Source organism: Roseateles sp. GW821-FHT09G09 (assembly GCF_059415965.1).
Window position 1 is genome coordinate 163,688 of record NZ_JBWKOG010000003.1, and the last position, 26,905, is coordinate 190,592.

17 protein-coding genes are annotated in these 26,905 nt (G+C 69.0%); 7 read left to right on the forward strand and 10 right to left on the reverse strand.

The features are described from left to right. Positions 1-22 precede the first annotated feature (22 nt). Positions 23-424 (forward strand): copper-binding protein, encoded by a 402-nt coding sequence (locus AC07O8_RS09245; RefSeq protein WP_495047744.1) that lies wholly within the window; start codon positions 23-25, stop codon positions 422-424. A 26-nt stretch (positions 425-450) separates the two neighbouring features. Continuing rightward, positions 451-1,479: a ribosome biogenesis GTPase YlqF gene (ylqF, locus tag AC07O8_RS09250; RefSeq protein WP_495047745.1), complete on the forward strand. Its 1,029-nt coding sequence runs from the start codon at positions 451-453 to the stop codon at positions 1,477-1,479. A 125-nt stretch (positions 1,480-1,604) separates the two neighbouring features. On the opposite strand, the gene AC07O8_RS09255 is transcribed toward ylqF, so the two are convergent. Beyond that, positions 1,605-2,225 carry a trimeric intracellular cation channel family protein gene (locus tag AC07O8_RS09255; protein WP_495047746.1) on the reverse strand — a complete coding sequence of 207 codons (621 nt, stop codon included), beginning with the start codon at positions 2,223-2,225 and terminating at the stop codon, positions 1,605-1,607. 169 nt (positions 2,226-2,394) lie between these two features. On the opposite strand from AC07O8_RS09255, the gene htpG reads away from it, so the two are divergent. Then, a complete protein-coding gene (gene htpG / locus AC07O8_RS09260; protein ID WP_495047747.1) occupies positions 2,395-4,296 on the forward strand; it encodes a molecular chaperone HtpG in 1,902 nt (633 codons plus the stop codon). Between the two features lie 28 nt (positions 4,297-4,324). Here htpG and AC07O8_RS09265 read toward each other — a convergent pair whose 3' ends face one another. The 4 genes from AC07O8_RS09265 to AC07O8_RS09280 form a co-directional block, all read right to left on the reverse strand. Next, positions 4,325-11,812, reverse strand: coding sequence for a C80 family cysteine peptidase (locus AC07O8_RS09265; protein WP_495047748.1), 7,488 nt, complete (start codon positions 11,810-11,812; stop codon positions 4,325-4,327). 177 nt (positions 11,813-11,989) lie between these two features. Beyond that, positions 11,990-13,003, reverse strand: a complete 1,014-nt coding sequence (locus AC07O8_RS09270; protein ID WP_495047749.1) for a serine/threonine protein kinase — start codon at positions 13,001-13,003, stop codon at positions 11,990-11,992. Positions 13,004-13,075: 72 nt separating this feature from the next. Beyond that, positions 13,076-14,041 carry a DUF2726 domain-containing protein gene (locus AC07O8_RS09275; RefSeq protein ID WP_495047750.1) on the reverse strand — a complete coding sequence of 322 codons (966 nt, stop codon included), beginning with the start codon at positions 14,039-14,041 and terminating at the stop codon, positions 13,076-13,078. Positions 14,042-14,248: 207 nt separating this feature from the next. Continuing rightward, a complete protein-coding gene (locus AC07O8_RS09280) occupies positions 14,249-15,025 on the reverse strand; it encodes a GNAT family N-acetyltransferase (RefSeq protein ID WP_495047751.1) in 777 nt (258 codons plus the stop codon). Positions 15,026-15,315: 290 nt separating this feature from the next. On the opposite strand from AC07O8_RS09280, the gene rplM reads away from it, so the two are divergent. The 3 genes from rplM (at position 15,316) to erpA (ending at position 16,720) form a co-directional block, all read left to right on the forward strand. Beyond that, positions 15,316-15,744: a 50S ribosomal protein L13 gene (gene rplM / locus AC07O8_RS09285; protein ID WP_067065533.1), complete on the forward strand. Its 429-nt coding sequence runs from the start codon at positions 15,316-15,318 to the stop codon at positions 15,742-15,744. A gap of 9 nt (positions 15,745-15,753) precedes the next feature. Then, positions 15,754-16,146, forward strand: coding sequence for a 30S ribosomal protein S9 (gene rpsI / locus AC07O8_RS09290; protein ID WP_331614824.1), 393 nt, complete (start codon positions 15,754-15,756; stop codon positions 16,144-16,146). Positions 16,147-16,345: 199 nt separating this feature from the next. Then, positions 16,346-16,720 (forward strand): iron-sulfur cluster insertion protein ErpA, encoded by a 375-nt coding sequence (gene erpA / locus AC07O8_RS09295; protein WP_297529541.1) that lies wholly within the window; start codon positions 16,346-16,348, stop codon positions 16,718-16,720. Positions 16,721-16,836: 116 nt separating this feature from the next. On the opposite strand, the gene AC07O8_RS09300 is transcribed toward erpA, so the two are convergent. Next, on the reverse strand, positions 16,837-17,967 hold the full coding sequence (locus tag AC07O8_RS09300; protein ID WP_495047752.1) for an anhydro-N-acetylmuramic acid kinase: 1,131 nt from the start codon (positions 17,965-17,967) through the stop codon (positions 16,837-16,839). 59 nt (positions 17,968-18,026) lie between these two features. Beyond that, a complete protein-coding gene (locus AC07O8_RS09305) occupies positions 18,027-19,412 on the reverse strand; it encodes a M23 family metallopeptidase (RefSeq protein ID WP_495048122.1) in 1,386 nt (461 codons plus the stop codon). Positions 19,413-19,728: 316 nt separating this feature from the next. On the opposite strand from AC07O8_RS09305, the gene tyrS reads away from it, so the two are divergent. Further along, positions 19,729-20,976 (forward strand): tyrosine--tRNA ligase, encoded by a 1,248-nt coding sequence (gene tyrS, locus AC07O8_RS09310; protein ID WP_495047753.1) that lies wholly within the window; start codon positions 19,729-19,731, stop codon positions 20,974-20,976. 158 nt (positions 20,977-21,134) lie between these two features. Here tyrS and AC07O8_RS09315 read toward each other — a convergent pair whose 3' ends face one another. From AC07O8_RS09315 to gspF, 3 genes are all read right to left on the reverse strand, one after another. After that, the gene (locus tag AC07O8_RS09315; RefSeq protein WP_495047754.1) at positions 21,135-24,620 is read right to left on the reverse strand and encodes a S41 family peptidase; all 3,486 of its coding nucleotides are present in this window, start codon (positions 24,618-24,620) and stop codon (positions 21,135-21,137) included. A gap of 107 nt (positions 24,621-24,727) precedes the next feature. Beyond that, entirely contained in the window at positions 24,728-25,627 is a 900-nt protein-coding gene (locus AC07O8_RS09320) for a 5'-nucleotidase (protein WP_495047755.1), read from the reverse strand. A gap of 63 nt (positions 25,628-25,690) precedes the next feature. Then, positions 25,691-26,902: a type II secretion system inner membrane protein GspF gene (gene gspF / locus AC07O8_RS09325; protein WP_495047756.1), complete on the reverse strand. Its 1,212-nt coding sequence runs from the start codon at positions 26,900-26,902 to the stop codon at positions 25,691-25,693. Positions 26,903-26,905 lie beyond the last annotated feature (3 nt).

The window sequence follows — 26,905 nt, forward strand, 5'->3', positions numbered from 1 at the left end:
ACGAATTCAGAAAGTCGACACCATGAACCGCATTTCCCCCCTGCTCGCCGCCCTCGCCATCGTCCTGACCGCAGTCGCCCTGCCGGCGCGTGCGCAGGCGCATTCCCACGAGGGCCACGACCAGCACGACCAGCACGACCAGCGAGCGCAGGCGTCCGATGCGACAGCGCCGTCCTCCCAGGACTGGATCCCGGCCGAGGTCCGGCGCGTCGACGCCGCGCAGCAGAAGCTCACGCTCAGGCACGGCGACATCCGCCACCTCGACATGCCCGGCATGACGATGCCGTTCCGGCTCGCGCCCGGCGTGGTCAGCGCGGCGCAGCTGTCCGCGATCTCGGCCGGCGACAAGCTGGAGGTGCGCATCGAATCGCAGCAGGGGCAACTGACCATCGTGGCGTTGCGCCCGGCGCCGGCGCGGAACTGACCGTCGGATCGCGGACAATCGCGTCCATGGCGATTCAATGGTTTCCCGGGCACATGCACAAGACCCGGGGCGCGATCCGCGAGCGCATGAAAAGCGGGATCGACGTGGTCATCGAGATGCTCGATGCCCGCGTGCCCGCGAGCAGCGCCAATCCGCTGCTCGCGCAGCTGACGCAGGGGCGGCCGGCGTTGAAGCTGCTCAACAAGCAGGACCTGGCCGATCCCGGCCGCACGGCGGAATGGTTGGCGTTCTATCGCGCGCAGCCGAACACGCAGGCGGTCGCGATCCACCAGGGTCAGCCAGGCCTGGCAAAGATGATGGCCGCCGAGTGCCGCGCGCTCGCGCCCCACCGCGGCGGGCTGGACAAGCCGCTGCGCGTGCTGATCTGCGGCATCCCGAACGTCGGCAAGTCGACGCTGATCAACACGCTGGTCGGCAAGCGCGCCGCGGCCACCGGCGACGAGCCCGGCATCACCAAGATCGAGCAGAAGATCCTGCTCGACAAGGGCGTCTACCTGTTCGACACGCCGGGCATGCTGTGGCCCAAGATCCGGGTGCCGGAGGCGGGCATCAACCTCGCCGCCAGCGGTGCGATCGGCCGCAACGCCTTCGAAGAGGAGGTGGTGGCGCTGGACCTGCTCGGCTACCTGCGTCTGCACTATCCACAGTCGCTCAAGACCCGCTACCAGCTTGAGCCCGACGCCTCGCTGCTCGACGGCGAGGTGCTGCAGTTGATCGGCAAGCGCCGCGGCGCTGTGCTGTCGGGCGGACGCATCAACATGCAGAAGGCCGCCGAGGTCCTGCTGTACGACCTGCGTCAGGGGCAGCTCGGGCGGATCACTCTGGAGACGCCGGCCGAATTCGACGAATGGACCACCGCCGCGGACGCCGCTGAAGCCGCCAGGATCGCCGAGAAGGAAGCCCGCGCCGTCGCCGCCAAGCGTGGAACACGGGATGCGCAGCAGGCGTATGTCGCAGACGACGTTGACGAGGACGAGGACGAGGACGAGGACGTCGACGAGGACGTTGACGGGGGCGTCGACCGCGAGGAGTGAGCGGCGAGGGACCGAGCACGACGGCGGAAGCCGGGTGCCCCCTCGCTCATACGCTCGCAGGCTCCGCTAAATCGCTCGGGGGCACCCGGCTTCCGCCGTCTCGGAGGCGTCGCTGTCGGCGGTGGTCAGGGATGCATTTGCAGCATCTGCAACGCAGGCAGTTGCCAGCCGAAATACAGCGCCGCCAGGCGCAATGCGGCAACACCCACCATGCCAGTGACGAAGGCCCATCGCATCGGCACGCCCATGGCCTTCAGCAGGAAATACAGCGCGATGCCGCCGATCGCGGCAGTCGCGTAGATGTCCTTGCGCAGCAGCAGCGGCGCCTGACCGCTGAGCAGGTCCCGAAGCACACCGCCGCCGCACGCCGTCAACGTGCCCATCAGCAGCGCCGGCATCGGCTTCAGGCCGTGCTCCTCGGCGATCTCGGTGCCGCACAGCGCGAACAGCGCCAGCCCCAGCGCGTCAGCGACCCTCAGGATGCCCATGGCATGTTCAGGGAAGGGGCCGGCCAGGAGCGCCGCCAGCGCGCTGGCGATGATCACCAGCAGGTAGCGCGTGTCCTTCATCCAGAACACCGGATGACGGTTCAGCAGCAGGTCGCGCAGCGTGCCGCCACCCACCGCCGTCATCGCGGCAATCACCAGGAGCCCGAACAGGTCCAGCCCCGCCTGCATCGCGGCCAGCGCGCCACTGACGGCAAACACCGCCACGCCCAACAAGTCGAACCAGTAGATCATCGGCATAGGGCGCGGAGTGTAGAGGCGCACGTCGTCCCCTTGAAATCGGACTGGGCCGGGCCCATCTGTGATCGCGATAATCCTGGCCCCATCGGGGCTTGCCCTTGCCGCACTGCTTTTGGCAGCCGGTTGGCATCCCGTTGGCATCCCTTTGGCATCACCGCTCTCACGAACGATGGACAAGCAAACCCATTCCTTCCAGGCCGAAGTCAAGCAGATCCTGCATCTGGTGACGCACTCGCTCTACTCGAACAAGGAAATCTTCCTGCGCGAGCTGGTCAGCAACGCCTCGGACGCCTGCGACAAACTGCGCTTCGAGGCGCTCGACCATCCTCAGCTGTTCGAGGACCAGCCGAACCTCGAAGTCCGCGTGTCCTTCGACACCGAGGCCCGCACCGTCACCATCAGCGACACCGGCATCGGCCTGTCCGCGGAGGAGGCGATCGCCCACCTCGGCACGATCGCCAAGAGCGGCACCCGCGAGTTCATGGCCAAGCTTGAAGGCGACCAGAAGAAGGACGCCAACCTGATCGGCCAGTTCGGCGTCGGTTTCTATTCCGGCTTCATCGTCGCCGACCGCATCACGGTGGAGTCGCGCCGCGCCGGCCTGCCGGCGGAGCAGGGCGTGCGCTGGACGTCCGAGGGCACCGGCGACTTCGAGGTGGAGACCATCACCAAGCCCGGCCGGGGCACCGACGTCATCCTGCACCTGCGCGAGGGCGAGGAGGAGTTCCTCAAGACCTGGCGCCTGAAGTCGACGATCGCGAAATACTCGGACCACATCTCCCTGCCCATCCTGATGCGCAAGGAAGAGTGGGACGCCGACAACGCAACCCAGGTGCTCAAGGACGAGTGGGAGCCGGTGAACAAGGCGTCCGCGCTGTGGACGCGCTCGAAGAGCGACATCACGCAGGCCGAGTACGACGCCTTCTACCAGCAGATCAGCTACGACACCGAAGCGCCGCTGGCCTTCACGCACAACCGCGTCGAGGGCCGCAGCGAGTACACGCAGCTGCTCTACATCCCGGCCAAGGCGCCGTTCGACCTGTGGAACCGCGACAAGCGGGGCGGCGTGAAGCTGTACGTCAAGCGCGTGTTCATCATGGACGACGCCGAGGCGCTGATGCCGGTGTATCTGCGCTTCGTGAAGGGCGTGATCGATTCGGCCGACCTGCCGCTGAACGTGAGCCGCGAACTGCTGCAGGAAAGCCGCGACGTGAAGGCGATCCGCGAGGGCTCGACCAAGCGCGTGCTGTCCATGCTGGAGTCGCTGGCCAACAGCGAGGACGCCGGCGAGCGCGACAAGTACGCGCGCTTCTGGACCGACTTCGGCCAGGTGCTGAAGGAAGGCGTCGGCGAGGATCACGCCAACCAGGAGCGTCTGGTCAAGCTGCTGCGTTTCGCATCGACGCACGCCGACGAGAACGTGTCGTTCGCCGACTACGTCTCGCGGATGAAGGAGGGCCAGGAGGCCATCTTCTACATCACCGCCGACAGCCTGGGCGCCGCGAAGAACAGCCCGCAGCTCGAGATCTTCCGCAAGAAGGGCATCGAGGTGCTGCTGCTGACCGAGCGCGTCGACGAGTGGATGCTGTCGCACCTGCACGAGTTCGAGGGCAAGGCCCTGCAGTCGGTCGCCAAGGGCGCGGTCGACCTCGGCCAGCTCCAGGACGAGGAAGAGAAGAAGAAGGCCGAGGAAGCGGCCGAGCAGTTCAAGCCGGTGCTGGACCGTCTGAAGACCGCGCTGGAAGGCCGCGCCAAGGATGTGCGCGTGACCACGCGGCTGGTGGACTCGCCAGCCTGCATCGTGGTCGAGGAGCACGACATCAGCGGCCACCTGGCCCGCATGCTGAAGCAGGCCGGTCAGGCCGCGCCGGTGTCGCAACCGACGCTGGAGATCAACCCTGACCACGCCCTGGTGAAGAAGCTGGGCGCGATCGAGGCCGATGAAGCCGGGGATGCCCGCTTCGGCGATCTGGCGCAGGTGCTGTTCGATCAGGCGCTGCTGGCCGAAGGCGGGGTGCTCGAAGACCCCGCCGCCTACGTGAAGCGGGTGAACGCGTTGCTGCTGGGCTGAGGAGGGGCCGCCGCCGACTCAATCCGACTCACGCCGCGACGGCGGTACCGGACTGCCGGGCCGTCGCGGCGTCGCCTCCAAGCAGACTGGCGGTTCTGGCCTGCTCGTCGCCGGGCGTCCAGGCCAGCGCAAGCGCGGTGTCGCCGGGCGCGAGCACTTCGGCCATCGCCTCGGAGAACTTCGCTGCCGCCAAGGACCATCTGGGGGTGAGGGGCGTCGGGTCTGTCGACGGCGCGCCGTCGAGCGCCGCCGGCGTGGCGTCCTCCCCGCCGGGCACCGACGCTTCCGGCGTCAGGAAGGCCAGGGCCTTGCCGTCACCGGGCAGCAGCTTCCAGCGCCGGGTCGTGCCCGCGTCGGTGCCCATCGCCGCGATCACGGGCGCGGCGAGGTGGGCCAGGTGCCAGCGTCCCTCGGCGTCCCGGAATCGCAGCAGGGCTTCATCGTCGCCGGTCGGGACGCTGCCGATGTAATCGTTGACCAGCGAGAACACGTCGGGCACCCGCATCTCGTGCCACCGGTCGGCGCCGCCGATCATCAGATCCGTGCCCTGCTGGGTCACCTCCAGCGCCGAGCCTCTCAGCGTGAGCATCGGCAGGCGCAGGGCCTGATCCACGCCCGGCCATGTCAGCCGACGGGCGCCGCCCTGTCGCGTGATCTGGACATCGGAGGTCCATTCGTCGTCGAAGGGCAGGGGGTTGACGGCCTTGAGCGCATTGCGGATGCGGACCAACTGCCCGGTCGTCGTCTGATGGACGACCAGATCGCGTCCTTCGTAGAAACATTCGCTGTCCTGCAAGGTGCCGTCGTCGAGGTCGACGCATCGCGGTGCGTCGTCGTATTCGTCGAGGATCACGATCTCCGGGATGCCCAGCGAGGCGGCCCCCTCCAGGTCCACCGTCCGGCCGTTGCCCTGGATGAAGAGCCAGTTCGGCGTCTGCCGGCCGCTCAGGAACTGGGTGCGCAAGGCCTGGAACTCGGCGTCGCTGCCGATCCGGAACGGCGTGGCATCGTTGTCGTCCAGACCGACATACAGCGTGCCGTCCGCCTCCAGGCGGAAGAGGGTGCTGCCCCAGGTCATCGCCTCGAAGGTGTCCGTGTCCATCCGGAAGTTGCGGTATTCGACACCCGGCGCCAGACGGTCCACCCACCATTCGAGCAGCCCCACGGTGAACGCTTGCGGTGTCAGTGCGGTCGGTGTGTGGGCCAGTGCACCGAGTTCCGCAGGGCTGAGCGACTGGGAGTTGCCGAGATACAGCCAGTCGGCGTTGCTGGTGCCATCGATGGGGAAATAGCCGTAGGGTGTCGGGCCACCCTTTGAAGTGCGCGTCGTCAGCCGTTGGAGGCGAAACAGCTCCTGGAGCCCGCTGAACGGGTTCTGGTAGAGGTAGACGTCGCCGAGCACCGGTTTCGGATCGTCCTGGCGCCAGGCGTGATAGGCGGCAGGATCGAGTCGCGGCGGCCCCGAGGGCTCGGGGGAGAGGCTGGGGACGAGCTGCTGTCCGAAGTCGCTCACACGGCCAAGGTAGCCCCAGTACGGATTGGCGCGCAGCGCGGGGGCGGGCTCGCGCGGCAGGTGCACGAGGTGGGTGTCCGGGCGGCGCATCAGGGCGTAGTGGCCGGCTCCCTGGTTGTCGAAGAACTGGACGACGTCGCCGGGTGTCACGGTGTCCCGCCCGGCGACCTTGATGCCGGTCGCCGCCGGAAGCAGGCGCTGCAAGGCATGGAACAGCTGACGGTTCAAGGTCGCGTCCGCGTCCAGCGGGATCGCATCCAGGCCGGCGCTCTCCGCATGGTCTTGCAGCCTGATCAATCGGTCGCGCAGCGCTTGTGCGGCAAGTTCCCGCAGCTCGATCTCCATCTCCGAGCCCGGCACGGCGTGACGGGCGTACCACCCGTCCGGCAGCAAGCCCTGCGTGGCGGCCTGGTCCCGCCACAACCGCAGGGTCGCTTCATCGATCTTGCCGCCATCGCTCGACGTGATCTCGACACGGCCGAGCGTCATGCCGGCGATCCGGTCTGTCGTCCGCAGTCCCGGCTCCTTCGTGTCCGACCGGACCTGATCCGGCGAGCCGCTCCCGTCCGGTCGCCAGAACGTCAGGCCCGCGGCACGCACTTCTTCCAGCAGCGCCTCCGGCACGTCCGGGATGGGCAAGCGCTGCCGACGCGCAACGGCGCGCAGCGCCGCATGACGCGTCAGCGCCGCCTGGAGCGGCGTGTCCGACGGGCCGATCGGGCGCAGCCCGCTCAGGTGTCGGATGGCGGCCGCATCGCGGTCGATCCGGTCGGTGAGGTCCTGCAGGAACAGGCGCATCGACACTTCCTGCACGTCGTAGAAGTCGGTGGGGCCGGAGCGGTTGGCCGCCCGCCCGGCAGGCGCGGTATCGCCGACGTCGATGCGGATCTCCACGCCGGCGTCGCGCAGCTGGTGCACCAGCGCCGCCGAGGCGGCGGGTGTGTCGCCCATGCGGATCCACGATGAGGCCCCGGTCTGGGTCGCATGGGCTCCGAGCAGGGCCAGCAACTGACCCTGCAGCCCGACCAGCCCGGTGCGCTCCTGGAGACTCAGCAGCGGTTGCGGCGTGTGGAGGTCGGACCATGGACCGTACGCGCCGGTGGCCTGCGCATGGCGCAGGACCAGCCATTGCCTGGCCCGGGCCAGCATCGGCGCGCTGAGCGTCGGGGGTGGCGCAGACGTTCCGGTCGGCGCGTCGCCAACCTGAGCGGCGACATATCGGCGGAACGCCGAGAGACCCACCCGGGCCAGATCCAGCGGCAAGGAGGGATCGGCGTCGAACGTGATGGCGTCGCCTTCCCGTGCGCTGTGCTCCAGCCTGTCCACGCGCGCCCAGAGCCCCAACGGGAGCAATCCCTCCGTCGGGCGAAGGCTCACGGCATTCCGGTAGTAGAAGTCGACGAACTGCACTGCCTGGACCGCGTCGCCCCCAGGGCCCGCGAGTTCGACCCCGGCCGCCAGTTCTTCGGTCATGAAGCGGACCAGCGTTGCGTAGGTCCAGTCGGGATGGGTGCGAAGCCAGTGCGAGAGGGCCTGTTCCCCCGCGATCGTGAGGGAGAGTCGATCACGCACGAAACGGCGCGTCTCCGCCATGTAGGTGAACGTGATGGGACCGAAGTGGCGGCCGCCGTCGTAGCGGACCACCGGCTGCCGCTCCCCGTTGATGCTGAGCTCGCCGCCTTCGAGCGCATATCGCTGCCAGAATGGCGCCCCTGCGTCGCCGGGGTCGCTCAAGATGAACAGATGGTGGGCGCCGGCCAGGATGGCCCTGCCGTTGGAGGGATCCAGCATGCCCGACAGGAGTTCGCCGCTTGCCAGTGAACTGGTCAACTGGATCGGCTGCAAGCGCAGGCCGGCAGGGCGGGGCCGGAACAGGGCGGGGGCCGAGCCGTGGTCGATGCCGGTGGACGACGCGAGCAGGCGCATCGCCTTGCCCAAGGCGTCGAGCGGGCGCAGCCCCTCGGACCAGGGCGGCAAGGTCAGGACCAGCGAGGCATCCTTGCCCGCAAGGTCCACCACCAGCCGCACGCCGTCGACGAGCGGGTCTGCGATCTGGACGACGGCGCCATGCAACGCTTCGAAATGAAACGCCTGGCCCGCGATGCTGAAGCCGGCGACGCCGCCATCGACGAACGACATCGGCTTGCCGCCGTCGATCAGGCTGCCCTTCAGCAGGAAGGTCCAGATTTCCCGGGCGTCGGCGGAGGGCTGGATGCGAACCGGATTGCGCACGGTGCCGTCGGGCGGGATCGCCACGGTGTAGCGGCCGCCTCCGCCGATCAGGCGGACGTGGACCTGCGACTGGTCGAGGGGACGCAGCGTGCGCTGATCGAGGGGGCGGTCGTCGGTGAAGATGAAGCTGGCGCGCTCGGCCTCGGACCGCTGCGGCAGCGCCAGCACCCGCGGCAGATCGTCCAGCACGACTTCCAGCAGCGTCGGCTTCTGGCGGACGCGCCAATGGTCCGCGGACTTGGCGAAACTGCTGGAAGAGACATAGTCGCCCACGAAGTCGGCATCGCTGTTCTCCTGCATCCGTTCGACGAGCGGGTCCCGGATCAGCGCGAAGTCGCCACCGGCCCGGGACGGCGAGTAATGGTCGAAGTGGATCTCGACGTTGGGGGCCGTCATCAGCACCAGGACCAGGTCGGGGTGGCTCGACGCTTCGGACAGCCGGATCCGGGGAAGCACCGAACGGTCGCCGCGGCGCATCAGCGTCCAGAGGTCCAGTTCCAGCCCGTGCCTGGCATAGAGGGCCTGGTTCCCCGCGCCGTCGTTGATCCACCAATCGTGCAAGCGATGCTGGCCCTGCCAATACAACTGATGTCGGTGCAGGGACGAGGCCCCCACGGTCGCGTCGGCGAAGGTCACCGCCTTTTCCAGGAAATCGATGCGCCGCATGGGAGTCCAGCCGTGCGCCAGGAGCACCTTCCTGTCTGGATTCCCGGGATCCAGGGCTACCTGACGCAGCGGTTCGTCGTAGCCGAGATCGATCTGCCGCAGCGGTGCGAGGTTGCGCCCGACCCGCGCGATCTCGCCCTGGACCGCGCGATCGAGTGCGGAGAAGCCGATCATCAGGCCCTGCAGCGGCACGACCATGCCTTCGGCGAGTGCGGCGATCAGGGTGGCACCGAGCAGGTTCGCGAACTCGGCCAGTGCCACCAGCATCAGGCCTGAAGCGTCCAGCGCGACCTGGGCGGCCGCCTCGGTCACGCCGACGAGATCCCCGATGTGCAGCTCATCGATCAACCTGGCGATGTCGGTGGAGATCGTGCCGGCCTGCGCCAGCAGGCTGACCGCGCGGAGCGCCTCCGACAGCATCCGGGTGCTCCGGACCAGACCGGCCATCGAGGTCGCCTGGCCGCCGGCGACGACGCGCCGGACGATCTCGGCCACCTGGACGGCATCGCCCCCCACCTGGGCCCAGCTCTGCGCCATGCCCAGGTAGAGCAGGGCGGCCTGATACGCGTCGCCATCGGGATCATTGCTGGCCAGCGATCGGGTCATCAGACACAGCTGGGCGAAATCGAGCATCTCGGTCCGGGCGTCTGGAAAGGTGATGTCGATGTTTCGATCGGGGATCGCTTCCAGGCCGGACGAAATCGATGCCAGTCCGGCGCGCAACGTGCGGATGTCGGCGGCGGCGGTGACCTGGCGTGTCTGCCGGGTGCCGTCCAGGCGCATGTAGGTCAATTGCGCGCCGCCCTCCTGGAGCGCCAGCCGGGGCACCAGATGCATGCCGGGAGGTCGATACTGGTCGACCATCTCCTGGAACCGTCGGCGAAGCATGGCCCGATCCAGCGTCTCCGCGCGTGCCAGCCCCTGCGATCGGAGGGATGGCCCTCCAGGATGGCCCGCGAGGATCGCGCAGCAGACGACCGGCAGGTCGACCCCGTCGTTGCCATTGGGGAACTTGTCGCGGACCGTCGTGACGCCGGTGACCGGGTCGGAGCGGAAGACCCAGGTCGTACCGGCCGCACCTTGGCGCAGCGGCGCTTCGTCGTGCTGTTGCGTGGCCTTGAGCAGGTGGCCTGAATGCGCGTCGACGACCAGGGTCTGCGCATAGAGGGTGGTCTCCATGCCGGCGGCCCCCAGTTCGCGAGCGGCCACGGCGAACTCCCGGCCGAAGCTGCGTTGCACGACCGGCGTTTCGAGCGCGCAACTGAGCAGGCTGATGCGCGACAGTTTCGGCAGCGGCGGCTGCCTCAAGCGGGGGATCAGTCGCTTCAATTCGCCGGCCAGGGCCCGCGCGGTCCGGCCGCTGAGCAGGCGCTCCCGGGTCAGCAGACTGGTGTGGCCGTGACCGGACACGATCAGCTTGATCCAGGCGTCGGCCGCGGCGTTGTCCAGCAGGGACTGTCCGCGGATCACGCGGAACTCTCCGGTCGGATGGGATTGCACCCAGACGACTTCGTCCGGATGAGTCCGGGTCAGTGCCAGTCCGATCATGTGCATGACCGGGTCGTCCTCCATCTGAAGGTAGAGGCGCAAGCGGTCGCTGCGGGCACCCGGGGCGGTGTCGCGAGGTCTGCCGCCGCGCGGGGTCTGCCAGTCGGGCAGCGAGGTGTCGTCGGGGCGCACGGCGCCGTCGGGACTGTGCACGTGCCGCGCGACCTCGACGGCGTCCGCATCGAACGCCCAGCGCCCGTCGGGCCGCCGCCTGGCCAGGGGCTGGGTCCCGATCAGGAACTGCTCGTCGGTCAGCGTGATCAGTGTCGGGAGCAGTTGGCGCGACAGCGGCGCTTCGTCCACCAGCACCGTGACGCTGAAGGCGTCCAGCAGGGCGAGATGACCATCCTGTCCGCGTCGTTGCTCGAGGTCCGTCGGCGACACGAGCGGGGGCAGGTGCAGGGCGAGCAGCAGGGGCTGGTCGTGCAGACTCAGGGTGACCGTGCCACGCCGCCGGTCCAGGTGCTGCTGAACCTCCGGCATCAACGAACGCAGCACGGGGAGCGGCACCTGCTCCGCCAACGGCGCCGCCGACGAGGCGCCCGCAGCATCCGCCGATCCGGGTGCCGCGCGCGCCAGGCCGATCAGTCGCACGAAGGGCCGGGGGTCCTCGGTCCGCACGAGCCGCCGGCCGGTCGGATGCCAGGCGGCATCGCCACGTTCCGACCTCGACAGGAAGAGCGGCGGCCCGGCGATTCCCAGTGCCGACAATCTGCTTTGCGTCGGCCACAGGTCCCGGATGGCCGCGAGATGTCCTTGCGCGGCGGCATCGGTCCGTCCGGCGAGGCGATCGAGCCGGTCGAGGTCGAACAGCAGCGGCCTGGCGGCGAGCGCGGAGGCCAGCGTGTAGGCGGCCTGACGCGCCACGCCGACATGGTGCGCGAGCGCGAGCGCGGTCGTCGACTGGCCGAGCAGGCGTTCGGCTTCGAAAGCCGCGGCCAGCAGACCTTCCACGAGCAGCGCGCTCCCACGATGCACGGCCACCTTCACGCCGCGCAGGAAGGTCGGCGTGGCTTCGACGCCGTTGTCGCTCAGGTCGCCGATGCCCCAGGGTCGCAGCAGCACGGCCTCCCGCAACGACTGCTGTTCCAGGATGACTTGCCGGATGGTGTCGTTCCGGTTGCCGTTGCCCGCCAGGTCGCTGTAGTTGCCGTCGATCACGGCCGACACCAGTCGGCCGGCATATCGATCGAGATAGGCCGTGTCGGCCCCGTCGAGGAGGGCGTCGCTCAGCTGGCGCTTCAAGTGCGCGAGCACCTCCTCTCGCAACTGCGCCCGCTCCCCGGGCGTCACCCGCGGCGTGTCGGACCGCAAGGTCCGCATCGCCGCCTGCACGGCGTACAGGATCACGCGCAACCGGCCTTCCTCGGCGTGCACCACCTGCCGCGGGTCGAGGCTTTCGCGCAGGTTCAGGAAGGACTTGATGCGCGGCGCCGGCGAGGGGGTGGACGGCTGCGCGACCGGCGTGGGCGTCGAGGGGCCGGCGCCCGCCGCATCCGGCGGGGTGAGCGTCGGCAGCACGACGTGCAGCGCATTGCCGGTGGTGTTGTCGGGCATGGTGCGGCTCCAGGGCGAAGGAGCAGCGTCAGTCATGCCGTCGTCGGTCGGGAGCGGCCGCGGGCGGCTCGCCAAGACGGTGAAGCGGGCGGCGCTGGCTGACTCGGATCCGGGGAAGGACCCCGAAGCCGGTCAGCGATGCGCAGCGCGCCCGACCCCGCGCAGGGGTCGCACGGATCAGCCGTGCCAGTGGTCGACGGGCCTGGCTTGCGTCTGCATCGCGTCGAGCTGCTCCCGCAGCTTCACGACCTGGTCGCCCCAGTAGTTGGGCGTGCCGAACCAGGGGAACGCCGCCGGGAAGGCCGGATCGTCCCAGCGTCGCGCGAGCCAGGCGCTGTGATGGATCATCCGCTGCGTGCGCAGCGCCTCCACCAGCTTCAGTTCGCGCCAGTCGAATTCGCGCACGCTCTCGTAGCCGTCGAGCAGCGCATCGAGCTGGCGGCGCGCCGCTTCGGGCTCACCGGACAGCAGCATCCACAGGTCCTGCACGGCGGGGCCCTGCACCGCGTCGTCGAGGTCCACGAAGTGCGGGCCGCGATCCGGTGTCCAGAGGATGTTGCCCGGGTGGCAGTCGCCGTGCAGTCGCAGCGCGCGGCGATCGGGCAGCGCCTCGAAGGCGGCATCGATCGCGTCGATGCAGCGCGCGGCGGCGTCGTGCCAGTTGGCCGCGACCTCCGGGGCCAGCGTGTCGTGCGCGCGCAGCCAGTCGCGCGCCTCGCGCGCCGGCGCGGCGCTGTTCCAGGACAGGCGATGCTGGAAGGGCTCGCGCTGGCCGACGTCGTGCAGCCGCGCGAGCAGGCGGCCGATCCAGCGCAGCACCTCGGGATCCTCGAGTTCCGGCGCGCGGCCGCCCTGGCGCGGCGTCACCGCGAATCGCTGTCCCTCGAAGTGGCCGAGCGTCCCGGACGTGTCGCCGGTCTTCAGCAGCAGCGGCGCGACGACGGGCACCTCGGCGTCGGCCAGTGCGCGCGCGAACGCATGCTCCTCCAGGATCTGCGCATCGCTCCAGCGCCCAGGCCGGTAGAACTTCGCGACCACCGCCGCCCCGTCCTCCAGATGGGCCATGAGCACGCGGTTCTCGTACGAGTTCAGCTGCAGCAGGCGGCCATCGGGGCGGAGCCCCGCGTGCTCGAGCGCGTCGAGCATCAGCTCAGGGGTCAGGAGGCCGAAGCCGGCCGTCATGTCAGTCATCGGAAGCGGCGAGGACAGCAGAGACGGCGCCGCAGCGCCGTCGTGTCCTCGAAGAGCGGGCAGGGGCGTAGCTTAGCGCCGCCCGTAGCGGGGCGAGTCGACGACCACGCCGCCGATGTCGGGGTCCGGCAGCTCGCTGGGCAGCGTCGGGAAGTCGCGGCCGAATTGCGAGTCGCGGAACTGCGGATCGCGGAGCTGCGGATCGCGGAGCTGCGAATCGCGCGCATGCGGATCCCGCAGCTGGGAGTCGCGGAAGCCGGGCGCGTCCTGCGCGCCGGCGCGTGGACGGTAGCCGCGGGCGCGTGGTTCCACCGGCGGCAGCGGCGCCTGCATCGATTCGCCGCCGAAGGCGTCGTAGCGGCTGTCCGGCGCGAAGAACGAATCACTGAACACCGGCGAGTCGTTCCAGAGCGTGTTGCGCGAGGTGGCCGGCGCGGCGGGGGGCGCACGGCGGGGCGCGACCGGAGGGGCGCTCGGCAGATGGGACGTGTGGGACGTGCCGGCGCGCGGCATCGCCGCCATGCCGGCCCGGCTGCCCTGGTTGCTGTAGGGCACGAGCAGTTGCAATTCGGTGGCGCTGGGCAGGTTGTCCACGGCCGTGCGCAGGTAGCGGATGCGGCAGGCGGCCAGCACCGCCTGCTTGATCTGCAGGCTGCGGGCGGACCCCGGGCGGTCGGTCTCGATGTCGATCGCGGCCAGCACGCGGCCGTTGGGGCTGCAGATCGCGAAGTTCACGCTGATCCCGCCCAGCAGCTCATACCAGTAGCGGACGTCGCGGGCCTCGGTCGGCTGGCAGAAGCGCACCATCGGCAGCTTGCACATGACGACGTGGTGCGGCAGCGCTTCGCGCAGCAGGCGGAAGACGCGCCGTTCGTCGGCGCTGAAGACCGGACGGGCATTGAGCGACCATTCCGTCGGCAGCGGCTTGCGCTCGCGGCGCGGGCGTCGCAGCAGCAGCGCGGCGGCCAGCCCCAGCACGGCCAGCGCCGACAGTCCCGCGATGATCCACGGCAGCAGGTTCTGCATATTCCAAAGCATCGACGGACCGGACGGATGGCGCACGAGGACGCCGGCGGAGAGGCACGGCGCAGCGAATCAGAGACACCGTACCGGGCGAATCGTGGGAATGTAGCGGAAAGGCGTTACAAATTGCATCCGAACTGACCCCGGCGACCCCCTGGAATCGGGTGGAGCCGTCGGGAATGAAACCGGTACCTGTGCGATCAGCGATGCGTCGACGGGCCGTCAGCGCTTGCTGCCCGGATCGTCGGTGCGGTCGCGCACCTTGCGGATGCGGGACTTCACCTCGGCCACGCCGTCCAGGAAATCGCCGACGGTGCGCATGTGGCGCTTGAACTGGAAGTCCCATTCGGCCATGTGGCGCTCCAGGGCCTCGTCGACGTGCGAGGACACCGAGTCCGGCGGCAGCCGCAGCCAGGCTTCGGACTCGCCGCCGTCGCGCTCGACCGTCGCGCCGGCGTTGCGGGCGATCTTCAGCATGGGGGCGTTTTCGCTGAGCGCGTGGATGAACAGCGTGTCGATCCCGCGGTTGCGCGCGTGCAGCGAGGCGCGCTCGAACAGCCGGCCGCCAAAGCCCTTGCCGCGGGCGGCGGTGGCGACCGAGACGCCGAATTCCGCCATCGCCGGACGGCCCTTGATCTGCGGTGCCGGCGCATAGGCGAGGTGGGCCACGGCGATCAGCTGCAGTCGGCGGTTGAAGATGCCCAGCACCTCGTCGCGGACCAGATCCAGGCCGGCGACGTACTTGCCGATCTGTTCGTCCTGCGCCGGATAACCGAAGCGCAGGTAGCGGTCGCGTTCGCCCAGGGCGAGCAGGTGCTGCAGGATGCGCTTGCGGTGACGCTTGCCCAGCGAGCGGATCGGCACCCAGCCGGTCCAGCGCGCCAGCATGGCCTTGGCGCTCCAGCGCGAAGGCGCCGCCGCCTCGGGCGCCTTCTGCCGGGGCGCGGTCGGGCGGGGCGTGTTCGGGCGGGGATCGCGGGGATCGGGCGGGGTGGACATGGTGGGCTCGGCGTTGGAGAGGGATGCTAGCGGGGAACGGTGCCGGCGCCGCTCTGGAGGAGTCACAAATCGGTGGAGGGCGGCTGGTGAGGTCGCTGCGTGGCGCCGGCGGTCGGGATTTGGGCTTTCGGGCGGGTTCTGCTAGACTCGTCGGCTTTCCCGTTTCCAAGGCAGCGGGGGAACGTCCGTGAGAGGCCGCAGCGAATCACCTCAACCGTGACATCGCCAACAAGCGTGCACCGAGCGTACGGGGGCAGATCGCCCGAATTTTCGCCTTTTGAAAGAATCTCATGAAGACCTTCAGCGCCAAGCCGGCCGAAGTGACGCACGAGTGGTTTGTGATTGACGCCACCGACAAGGTGCTCGGACGTGTTGCCAGCGAAGTGGCACTCCGTTTGCGCGGCAAGCACAAGGCCATCTACACGCCTCACGTCGATACCGGTGACTTCATCGTCATCATCAACGCCGAGAAGCTGCGCGTGACCGGCAACAAGGCCACGGACAAGGTGTACTACCGTCACTCGGGCTTCCCGGGCGGCATCTACGCCACCAAGTTCAAGGACATGCAAGCCAAGCATCCGGGCCGTGCCCTGGAAAAGGCCGTCAAGGGCATGCTGCCCAAGGGCCCGCTCGGCTACGCGATGATCAAGAAGCTGAAGGTGTATGCGGGCGACACGCATCCGCACACCGCCCAGCAGCCCAAGGCGCTGGAAATCTAAGGAGCGGAGATGATCGGAAACTGGAACTACGGTACCGGCCGTCGCAAGTCGTCTGTGGCACGTGTCTTCATCAAGAAGGGCACTGGCCAGATCACGGTGAATGGCCGTTCGATCGAGCAGTACTTCGGCCGTCAGACGTCCATCATGATTTCGCGCCAGCCCCTGCTGTTGACGAACAATGGTGAAGCGTTCGACATCAAGGTCAACGTGCACGGCGGCGGCGAGTCCGGCCAAGCCGGCGCGGTCCGCCTGGGGATCACCCGCGCGCTGATCGACTATGACTCGGCCCTGAAGCCCGAACTGAGCCGCGCTGGCTTCGTCACGCGTGACGCGCGTGAAGTCGAGCGTAAGAAGGTCGGTCTGCACGGCGCCCGTCGCCGGAAGCAGTTCAGCAAGCGCTGATCGACTTCCGTCCACGGGGGGCATCCGGGTTGGGATGTCCTCGGTGGCGAAAGCTCAAGAACAAGGCCGCTGCTTCAGCGGCCTTGTTTTTTGCCCGGTCGGGTGCATATCCTGCCGAAGGGGCTATCTCCAAGGCTCTGCCGTCCCTGCGGGGGCTTTGAGATAATCCCGCCATTCCTCCGACATAACAGGATCCACGATGAGCGCAGTCCTCGACACCCAATCCACCGATCTGGGCGGCATGCCGGCGCCGCTGGTCTTCACCGACAGCGCGGCCGAGAAGGTGCGCGAACTCGTGCTGGAAGAAGGCAATCCGGAGCTGAAGCTGCGCGTGTTCGTGCAGGGTGGCGGTTGCTCCGGCTTCCAGTACGGCTTCACCTTCGACGAGGCCGTCAACGACGACGACACGCAGATGGCCAAGAACGGCGTGACGCTGCTGATCGACGCGATGAGCCTGCAGTACCTGGTCGGCGCCGAGATCGACTACAAGGAAGATCTGCAAGGCGCCCAGTTCGTGATCAAGAACCCGAACGCGCAGACGACCTGCGGTTGCGGGTCGAGCTTCTCGGTCTGATCGGCGCCCGCGCCAGACGGGTCGGCAGCGACGGCCTTCGGGCTGGATGGCAAAGACCGCCTTCGGGCGGTCTTGTCGTTTCTGGCGATGAACCCGCTGCGAGGGCTGATGCCAGATCAGGCGGGTGTATAGCTGCCGAGTACCCGGTCGCCTGAAGCGCCCGTGGCCGCAGGCAGGTTGCCCGGCAGCCCGCGCACGTGGCGCATTGCGAGCCACGCGAAGGCAGCTCCCTCGACCTGCATCGGCGGCAGCCCCTTGGCTGCGGTGGTGCGGACGGCCACGGTGGGCAGCAGCGCCTGCAGCCGCTTCAGCAGCGTGTCGTTGAAGGCGCCGCCGCCGCAGACCAGCAGCTCGCGCCATGCACCCGGCGCGAAAGCCACCAGGCTGTCGAGGACGCAAAGCGCGCTGAGCTCCAGCAGCGTCGCTTGAACGTCCACCGGGGCAATGCGAGGCGCATGCGCCGCGATCCTGGCATCGAGCCAGCCGAGATGGAACAGATCCCGTCCCGTGCTGCGCGGCGGGGGCTGGCGGAAGTAGGGCTCGGCCAGCAGGGCGTCGAGCAGACCCGCCTGCACATGCCCTTGCGCGGCCCACAGGCCTCCCGCGTCGTAATCGGTGCCCTGGTGGCGCTGGATCCAGCCGTCCATCAGGCAGTTGCCGGGACCGCAGTCGAAGCCGCCGCTGCGTCCGTCCGCCCAGAGCAGGCTCACGTTGCTGATGCCGCCGACGTTCAGCACGACGACGTCGGTGCCGTCCTGTGCCAGCACGGCGCGATGGAAGGCCGGCACCAGGGGCGCCCCCTGGCCGCCGACCGTCAGATCACGGCTGCGCAAGTCGTGAACGACTGCGATGCCGCTGAGCTCGGCCAGCAGGGGGGCGTTGAGCAACTGGAGCGTGTAGCCGGTGCCATCGAACTCGCCGGGGCGGTGTCGCACCGTCTGCCCGTGCGCGCCGAGGGCGCGGATCTCCTGCGGCACGAGCCGCTGGGCCGTCAACAGGGCTCGGCAGGCCTGCGCATAGGCGCGGGCGATGGCGTTCGCGGCGAGTGCCGCGCGTTGCAGCTCGTTGTCGCCCGGGCTGTTGAGCGCGAGCAGTTCCGCGCGCAACTCGGGGCCGAAGGCCTGGTACTCGTGAGCGAGGGCGCGGACGCGACCGTCGGCCTCAGCGTGCAGCAGCACCGCGTCGACGCCGTCGAGCGAGGTGCCGGACATCAGTCCGATGTAGAGCTCGGCGCCGGACGTCGTCATGGCCGGAAGGGCAGGTGAGCGACGACGCAGCGAAGCGCTGGAAGGGAACGCCGGCCGGCTTACTCGCCGACGACGCCGTCGTGGATCGAGGAGGCGGCCTCGAGCGCGATCTTCGCGCTGGCGACCTGCTCCTTGAAGACGGCCTTCGCGGTCGCGGGCAGGGTGACGGCCTCGGACGCCCGTGCGATCACGCGCGGATCCTGCTGCTTGCCGTTGACGCGGAATTCGAAATGCAGGTGAGGCCCGGTGGCCCAGCCGGTCGAGCCGACGGCGCCGATCTTCTGACCCTGTTCGATCTTCTGGCCCTTCTTGACGTCGATCCGGCTCAGGTGCGCGTAGACCGTCATGCGGTTGCCGCTGTGCTTGAGTTGGATCACGTTGCCGAAGCCGTTCTGCCAGCCGGCGAATTCGACGTTCCCATCGCCGACGCTGCGCACCGCCGTGCCGGTCGGTGCGCCGTAGTCGATGCCCTGATGCTGGCGCCAGGTCTGCAGGATCGGATGGAAGCGCATCGCGAAACCGGACGTGACGCGCGAGAACTCCATCGGGCTCGCCAGGAACGAGCGCCGCTTGCTCTCGCCGTCGAAGCCGTAGTAATTGCTCTTGCCGCTGGTCGGGTCGCGGAAGAAGACCGACTGGTAGCTCTTGCCGTTGTTCACGAACTCGGCGGCCAGCAGGCGGCCCGAGCGGTTGCCCCAGGTGATGGGTTCGCCGTCGGCGGTGAGGGTTTCGTAGACCAGCGAGAAGCGATCGCCCTTGCGCAGTTCCCGATGGAAGTCGATGTCGCCCGAGAACATGTCCGCCAGCTGCGTGGCGATCGCGTCGGGCACGTTCGCCTCGTCGGTCGCGGCGAACAGCGAGGACTGGATCGTGCCGCTGCCCAGACGGGTCTGGGTCTCGTAGGCCGCCGTCTCGAGCTTGGAGACGAACTTGTCGCCCTGGCGGGTGATGCTCAGGCGGGTGAAGTGGGTGTCCAGTTGGTCGCTGGCCTCGGCGGCGTAGCGGGCGACGATGGACTGCACCTCGCCGCTGGCGGTCGCGACGATCTGCACGCGCTTGCCGACACGGCCGGTCAGCAGCTTCTTGGCGGTGTCGTCGGTGCGCAGGAACGCGGCGGCCGCCGCGTCGAAGGCGCCCATGCGCCGGAGCAGCGCATCGGCCGTGTCGGCGGCGCGGGTGACGTCGTTGCGCGAGAGGCCAGGATCGAACGCGGCCAGGTCGGCCAGTTGCTCGTCCAGCGACTGCAGCGGGATGGATTCGGAGACGACGCGTTGCGGGAGATCCGCCGCGTCAGGGGCCATCGGCGCGACGCCGAAGGCGGTCACGGCAAAGCAGCTCAGGACACCGACCACGGTGCCGGTCAAGGCGCGCGGGTGTTTGGCCGCGAAGGATTCGGCGCGAGCGAGGGTGCGCTGCACGCGCTGCCATTCGTCATTCCAATTCATCACGCGCCGAAGACCTTTTTCTGGAGCCTGAGATGCGCCATCCGCCGCCGCGCCTGGAGAGCGCGCGGCCCGGAGGGCCCGGACCGGAGATTCGACGGCCTGGAAAGCGAAGGACGCCCTGAAGGGCGTCCGGAGCGCTCGGCAGACCGTCCACTAGAATCGCCGTCTTGCGTTGCAGCGACAGGTCAGGCATGTGAATTGCCCTCTTGGCGCCCCGCAAAAACAGCCGAAAGTATAGCGGCGGGCCCGGGTTACAAATGCTAGAAAACCCGGTAAATCAAGACTTTACGTAAGCCCGTGCGGGCTCCGAAGTGCCATGTCTGACATCCGAACCCCAGCCGCGTCGACGCCCGATTTTCCGATCACGGACCGGGTCCGTCATGCCCTGCAGCAATCGCTGCGCGGCTGCGAGGAACTGCTGCCGCAGGACGAATGGCTGAAGAAGCTGGCGCGTTCCGAGGCCACCGGCCAGCCGCTGCGGATCAAGCTGGGCCTGGATCCGACCGCGCCCGACATCCACGTCGGCCACACGGTGGTGCTGAACAAGATGCGCCAGCTGCAGGACCTGGGCCACCAGGTGATCTTCCTGATCGGCGACTTCACCTCGATGATCGGCGACCCGTCCGGCCGCAACGCGACCCGTCCGCCGCTGACGCCGGAGCAGATCAAGCACAACGCCAAGACCTACTACAAGCAGGCCAGCCTGGTGCTGGACCCGGCGCGCACCGAGATCCGCTACAACAGCGAATGGAGCGATCCCCTGGGCGCACGCGGCCTGATCCAGCTGGCCGCGAAATACACGGTGGCCCGCATGATGGAGCGCGACGACTTCACCAAGCGCTATGCCGCCGGCACGCCGATCTCGGTGCACGAATTCCTCTACCCGCTGATGCAGGGCTACGACTCGGTGGCCTTGAAGTCCGACCTGGAGCTGGGCGGCACGGACCAGAAGTTCAACCTGCTGATGGGGCGCCACCTCCAGGCCGAGTACGGGCAGGAGCCGCAGTGCATCCTGACGATGCCGCTGCTGGAGGGCCTGGACGGCGTCGAGAAGATGTCCAAGTCCAAGAACAACTACGTGGGCATCACCGAGCCGGCCAACGGCATGTTCGCGAAGATCCTGTCGATCAGCGACGTGCAGATGTGGAAGTGGTTCGACCTGCTGAGCTTCAAGTCGATCGACGAGATCGCTGCGCTGAAGCGAGAGATCGAAGGCGGCCGCAACCCGAAGGAAGCAAAGGTGATGCTCGCCAAGGAGATCACCGCGCGCTTCCACAGCGCGCAGGCGGCGGAAGACGCCGAGGCCGACTTCAACAACCGCGCCCGCGGCGGCATCCCGGACGACATCCCCGAGGTCTCGCTGAGCGGCGCCCCGATGGGTATCGCGGCCTTGCTGAAGGCGGCCAACCTGGTGCCGTCCAACGGTGAGGGCAACCGCAAGATCGAGCAGGGTGGCGTCAAGATCGACGGCGTGACGATCACCGACAAGGCCTTGAAGGTCGAGGCTGGCACGATGGTGCTGCAGGTCGGCAAGCGCCAGTTCGCGCGCGTCACGCTGAGCTGAACGCACGACAGCAACGCACGACAGCAACGACAAACGGGAGGCCAAGGCCTCCCGTTTTCATTGGTGCACAGCGAGTCTCACCGGGACCGGAACAGGGTGGGAGGTTCGCGGACGCGAGGCCTCCTACCCTGTGCAGGGCCGCGCTCGGCGGCGCGCAGTTACTGCTTGATCGGCCGCAGATACGGTCCCGGCTTCGGCGTCTTGATGGGGTCCTTCGCGATCGCTTCCTTGAGCCAGGAGATCGCGGCGTCCAGCTGCGCATCCTGCCCGTTGGCGGTCGCGCGCGGCGGGTTGTCGACCTCGATGTCGGGCGTCACGCCCTTGCCTTCGACGAGGAACTGCCCGTCGACGGTGATCTGGCCGTTCTCCGCGGAGCGCATCAGTCCGTTGTCCATCAGCCGGTTCTGGTCCGACAGCCACACGCCGGCGCCCGAGGTCGTCTTGCCGATGACAGGCCCCAGGCCGAGGCGCTTGAAGCCTTCGGAGAAGGTTTCGCCGTCGGAGTAGGTCTCCTCGTTGGCGATCACGACGACCTTGCCGCGGAACACCTGCTGCATGTTCGGATACGGCTTGCTGCCGTACGGCGAGCGCGGCTGCCAGAACGCCCAGGCGCGACGCAGCAGCGTCTGCAGGATCCAGCTGTCGATGTTGCCGCCGTTGTTGTGGCGGACGTCGATGATGAGGCCCTCGCGCTCGCTCTGCGCGTAGAACTCGCGGACGAAATCGCCGATGTCGTCGCGGGTCATCGCGCGCAGGTGCAGGTAGCCGATCTTGCCGTCGGCGGCCTTGTCGACGAGCCTGGCGCGGCTGAAGCGCCAGTCGTTGACGCGCAGCTGGGCTTCACGGCGCAGGTCGACCGGCGTCACGACGACCGGGCGTTCCTTGCCGGAGGGCTCGCGGACCTGCAGCAGCACCTGCTTGCCGGCCTGGCCGCGCATCAGCTCGCTGGGATCGGGCACCGACGCAGCCTTGCGGCCGTTGATCTGCGTGATCACCGCGCCTTCGGCGATGTTCAGGCCGGGCGCGGCGAGCGGGCCGGCTTCGGACGGCAGTTCCGGATCGCCGGCGAAGATGCGGGCGATCTTCCAGCCGTTGCCCTTCGGGTCGCGCTCGAGCTGCGCGCCCAGGCCGGCGTAGCCGGGCTCCTCGACGCCCTTGCGGAGCTCGCCCGGCGCGACCTGGCTGTGCAGCAGGCTGAGTTCGCCGACCATCTGCGCCATCAGCTCGGCGAGTTCCCCGCGTTCGGTGACGCGCTCGGTCAGCGGGAAGTACTTGGCGCGCATGGCGGCCCAGTCCACGCCGTGCATGTCCTTGTCGTAGAAGAAGTCGCGCTGCATGCGCCAGGCGTCGTTGAACATCTGGCGCCATTCGGCCTTCGGATCGATCGCAATCTGCCAGTCGGACCAGCGCACGCGCGACTTGTCGACATCGCCGGGGATCTTCGGACCGGCGTCGACGATCAGGATCTCCGGCGCGGTGCCCGGGGCGGCCGAGCGGCGGATCAGCAGCTTCTTCCCGTCGGCGCTCAGGTCCCAGGCGGCGACGCCGTCGGCGAAGGTCTCGAGCCTGGATTCCTGCGGGCCGATCGGCAACTGGCGCAGGGCGGTGCCTTCCTGCACGTACAGGCGCTTGGAGTCGACCGCCAGGCCGCTGTAGTTGCCTGCGGCAGCCGGCACCTCGTACAAGCGCAGCGCCAGGCCGGGGATCTGGATCTCCGGCTTGCCGCTCTTCGCCGCGGCGGGGGCGGCGGGCTTGGCTTCCTTGGCCGCATCGGCCTTGGCTTCCTCGACCTTCTGCTTGGACTCCTTGTTGTCGGGCTTGTCCTTCTCCTGCTCGCGGATCTCGGCTTCCTCCTTGGCCTTCATGCCTTGCAGTTCATCCGGCGCGGCGAACGGGAAGCGCAGATTGGGCTGCAGCGCGATCGCGTAGATTTTCCAGCCCTTGTCGAAGTAGGGGCCCATGTTGCGGTCGCCCCAGGGACCGGGGTTGCCCGTCACGCTGAAGGTGCGGCGCGACAGGAAGTACAGCCATTGGCCGTCCGGGCTGAAGGCCGGCGCGGTGGCGGCGTAGCGGTCGCTGCCGAGCTGGTGGACCTTGCCGTCGGCGAGGGTCAGCAGCATCAGCTGCTCGCGGTAGGGATTCGCGGTGGTGCGGACGAAGGCCAGGGACTTGCCGTCGGCGGACCAGTTCAGCGCCGAGGCGCCGTCGCCCAGCGTGTCGTGGTCGACTTCGCGGGTCGCGGCGGCGCGGGCGGGATTCTTGAGGTCGGTGAGGAAGAGGCGGCCTTCCTTGTCGGTGTGCGCGATCCAGCGGCCGTCGGGCGACGGCGACAGGCTGCGGCGCAGGACGGTCGCGCCCTCGGTGATCTGCTTGGGCTGGCCGGTGCCGTTCGCGGCGAAGCGCCAGATCTCGAATTCGCCGCTGAAGTCGCAGAATGCGAAGACGTCGCGGCTGTCGCCGCTGAAGGCGCTGTCGCGGCAGCGGCCGGCGTCGTCGGCGGAGGCGGGTACGGGCAGTTCGGCGCGACGCAGCGGACCGACGCCTTGCGTGGCCAGGCGGCCGCGCGCGGTCAGCACGACCTGCTCGCCGTTGGGCGAGAGCGAGACGCCGGTGAGGAAGTCCTGCGGGCGCGCGATCCAGCGCTTGCGCTGCTGGTCGAAGTCGCCGGCCAGGCGAAGGTCGATCTTCTGCTCGGCGGCGCTGCCGTCGAGGTCGATGCGGTAGAGGTCGGCGCCGAGCGCGTAGACCGCCGACGCACCGTCCAGGCTCGCATGGCGGACGTCCCAGCCCTTGTGCCGCGTGTGCTGGCGCGGGTCGGAGCCGTCCGCCTTCACGGACCACAGGTTGTAGGTGCCGTCGCGGTCGGACAGGAAGGCGATGCGGGCGTTGCCGGACGCGTCCTTGTAGGGCATCGGGCGGCGGTCGTTGGCGCCCTCCGGCAGCAGCGGCTTGGCTTCGGCGGTGCCGGAGAGGTCCATCACCCACAGGCGGGCGAGGGCGCCGCCGCGGTACTGGCGGGCGTTGTCGCCGCGCAGGCCGTTGCGGGTGAAGTACAGGGTCTTGCCATCGGCGCTGAGCGCGCCGTCGCTCGCCTGGCCGACCGGCAGCGCGCGGTGCGCGCCGGTGATGAGGGAGACCAGATGCAGCTGGGTCCCGGGCTCGCCGCGCTCGGTCGCGCCGGAGTAAAGCACTTCGTTGTCGGCGGTGACGCCCCAGACGCGCACGGCGCCGGTGTCCCAGGTCAGGCGACGGGCGACGCCGCCGGCCGCGGGCATCACGAAGACGTCGCCCGTCGTTTCCTGCTGGCCGACGAAGGCGATCCAGCGGCCATCGGGCGAGACGGCGGGGAAGGTCTCCGCGCCGCCGTGCGTGGTGATGCGCTGCGCGGTACCGCCGCTGGCGTTGGCCTGCCACAGGTCGCCTTCCGCGACGAAGACCAGCCGGTCGCCGCGCAGCGCGGGCTGGCGGTAGAAGCCGAGCGACGGGTCCGAGACGGCCGGCCGTGCGGTCGCGCTGCGGGCGACGGCGTCGGCGGTTCCGGCGGCGGCAGCAGCAGAGGCGGTGGCGGTGGATTCGGCGGCGATGGCGAGGGTGGCCATCGAGCAGGCCGTGGCGATGGCCAGGCGACGGAGCGTGATGCGCATCGTGGGTCTTCCTTGTGGGAGTCCGGGGCGGAGCGACGGAAAGTGAAGGGGCCGGCCTGACGGCTGCCGGAAGTCATGCGGCGCGGATTCTGGCGCCGCCGACGACGTCAGCGGTTCGTCACCCCCATGGCCACGTGCCCGGCGGGCACATGCGGGACGGCGTTCTGGACGTGGCCGTGCTGGTCGTCGAAGAAGAAGTCGGGCTCGAATTCCCGCAGGAATTCGCCCTTGGGCAGCCCGCCGAGGAACATGGCCTCGTCGACCTCGACGTCCCAGTCCATCAGCGTGCGGATGGCGCGCTCGTGGGCGGGCGCGCTGCGGGCGGTGACCAGGGCGGTGCGCAGGCGCATCGGCACGGCGGGCGCCTCCTGCAGGCGCTGCAACTCGTGGAGGACCTGCTTGAACGGACCGGCGGGCAGCGGGATCAGCTTGCGGGCGATCTCGTGCTCCTGGAAAGCGTCGAGTCCGTCGCGCTGGTAGACCTGTTCGGCCTCGTCGGAGAAGAGCACGGCGTCGCCGTCGAAGGCGATGCGCAGCTCATCCGGATAGGCGGCGGAGGCGCGCGCCGACTGCGGGAAAACACGGGCCGCGGCGACGCCCGCGACGAGCGCTGATCGCACGTCGTCCTCGTTCGCGGAGAGGAAGAGTTGCGCCTTGAGCGGTTTCAGATAGCGCCACGGACTGTGGCCGCGGGTGAAGACGCCGCGTTCGATGTTCAGGCCGTAGTGCTGCGCCGAGCGGAACACGCGCATGCCGGAGATCGGGTCGTTGCGCGACAGCACGACGACCTCGACGCGGGGCGTCCCGCCGGGTGCGTTGAACGCGAGCAGCTTGCGCACGAGGGAGAACGCAGTGCCGGGCTTGGCGGGCTCATCCAGGCGCTGCTGCTGCAGGCGCATATAGGCGCGGTCGTCGCTGTCCTCGAAGAGCTGGTTCTCCTCTTCGAAGTCGAACAACGCGCGGGAGGAAAGAGCCACCACCAGGCGGCCGTCGAGAGAGGCGGGCATGGACCGGATGATAGGCCGCCGCCCGATACCGTCCCATCGGCGCGCGGGCGCCCGCAGGGCGGATTACTGCGCCGCCAGCTTGTTCATGTCGATGATCGGCAGCAGCACGGACAGCACGATCAGCATCACCACGCCGCCCATCGCCACGATCAGCAGCGGCTCCAGCAGCGTGGCCAGCGTCATCGCGCGGCGCTTCACTTCATTGCCGAGCTGCTTGGCCGCGCGCTGCAGCATGTCGGGCAGTTGACCCGTCTGCTCGCCCAGTCGCGCGAACATCGACAACAGCCCGGGGAAACGCTTCTTCCCCGCCAGCGCCGCGCCCAGCGGCGCGCCCTCGCGAACCTGCGCCAGCGCATCCATCGCGTCCGCGCGCATCGCCTGGTTGGACAGCGTTTCCGCCGCGGCCTGCAGCGCCTTCAGGATCGGTACGCCCGCGCCCGCCAGCATCGCCAGCGTGCCCGAGAAGCGGGCCGCGTTGTAGCCACGCGCGAGCCGGCCCAGCAGCGGCAGGTTCAGGAAGGCCGCATCGAAACGCTGTCGCGGCCCCTCGCGCTTGAGGACCTGTCGCATGCCGATGACCCCGCCGGCCACGACGATCACGATCACCAGCCCCCAGTTCCGGAGCACGTCGGAGATGCCCATCATGATCCGCGTCAGCAGCGGCAGCGTCTGCCGCGTCTGCGTGAAGACCGCCGCGACCTGCGGTACCACGTAGGTGAGCAGGAAGCTCACCGCCAGCACCGCGATGATGCAGACGATCACCGGATACGCCAGCGCGCCGAAAAGCTCCGAACGCAGGCGCTGCTGTTCCTCGAGGTCGTCCGCCAGGCTCTCCAGCACCGGCCCGAGCGCGCCGCTCTGCTCGCCCGCCGCGACCACCGCGCGGTAGACGTCGTCGAACTCGCGCGGCGCCGTGCCCAGCGCACGCGCGAACGACGAGCCGGCGTTGACCTCGGCCTTCAGCTGCGACATCAGCTCGCGCTGGCGCGGATCCTCGGCTTCGTCGGCCAGCGCCGCCATCGAGCGCTCCAGCGGCAGACCCGCGGAGACCAGTCCCGCCAGCTGGCGCGTCCACACGGCCAGGCCCGCCGGCTTGAACGCGCGCCGCGCGAAGCGCGACTGCTTGCCCGGCTGCGCCGCCACCGCCTTCACCTCCAGCGGCACCAGCCCCTGCGTGCGCAGCTGCGAACGCGCGGCCTTCAGGGTGTCCGCCTCCAGCAGGCCCTGGCGGGATTTGCCGGACGCGTCCAGGGCGTCGTACTTGAAGGCGGGCATCGC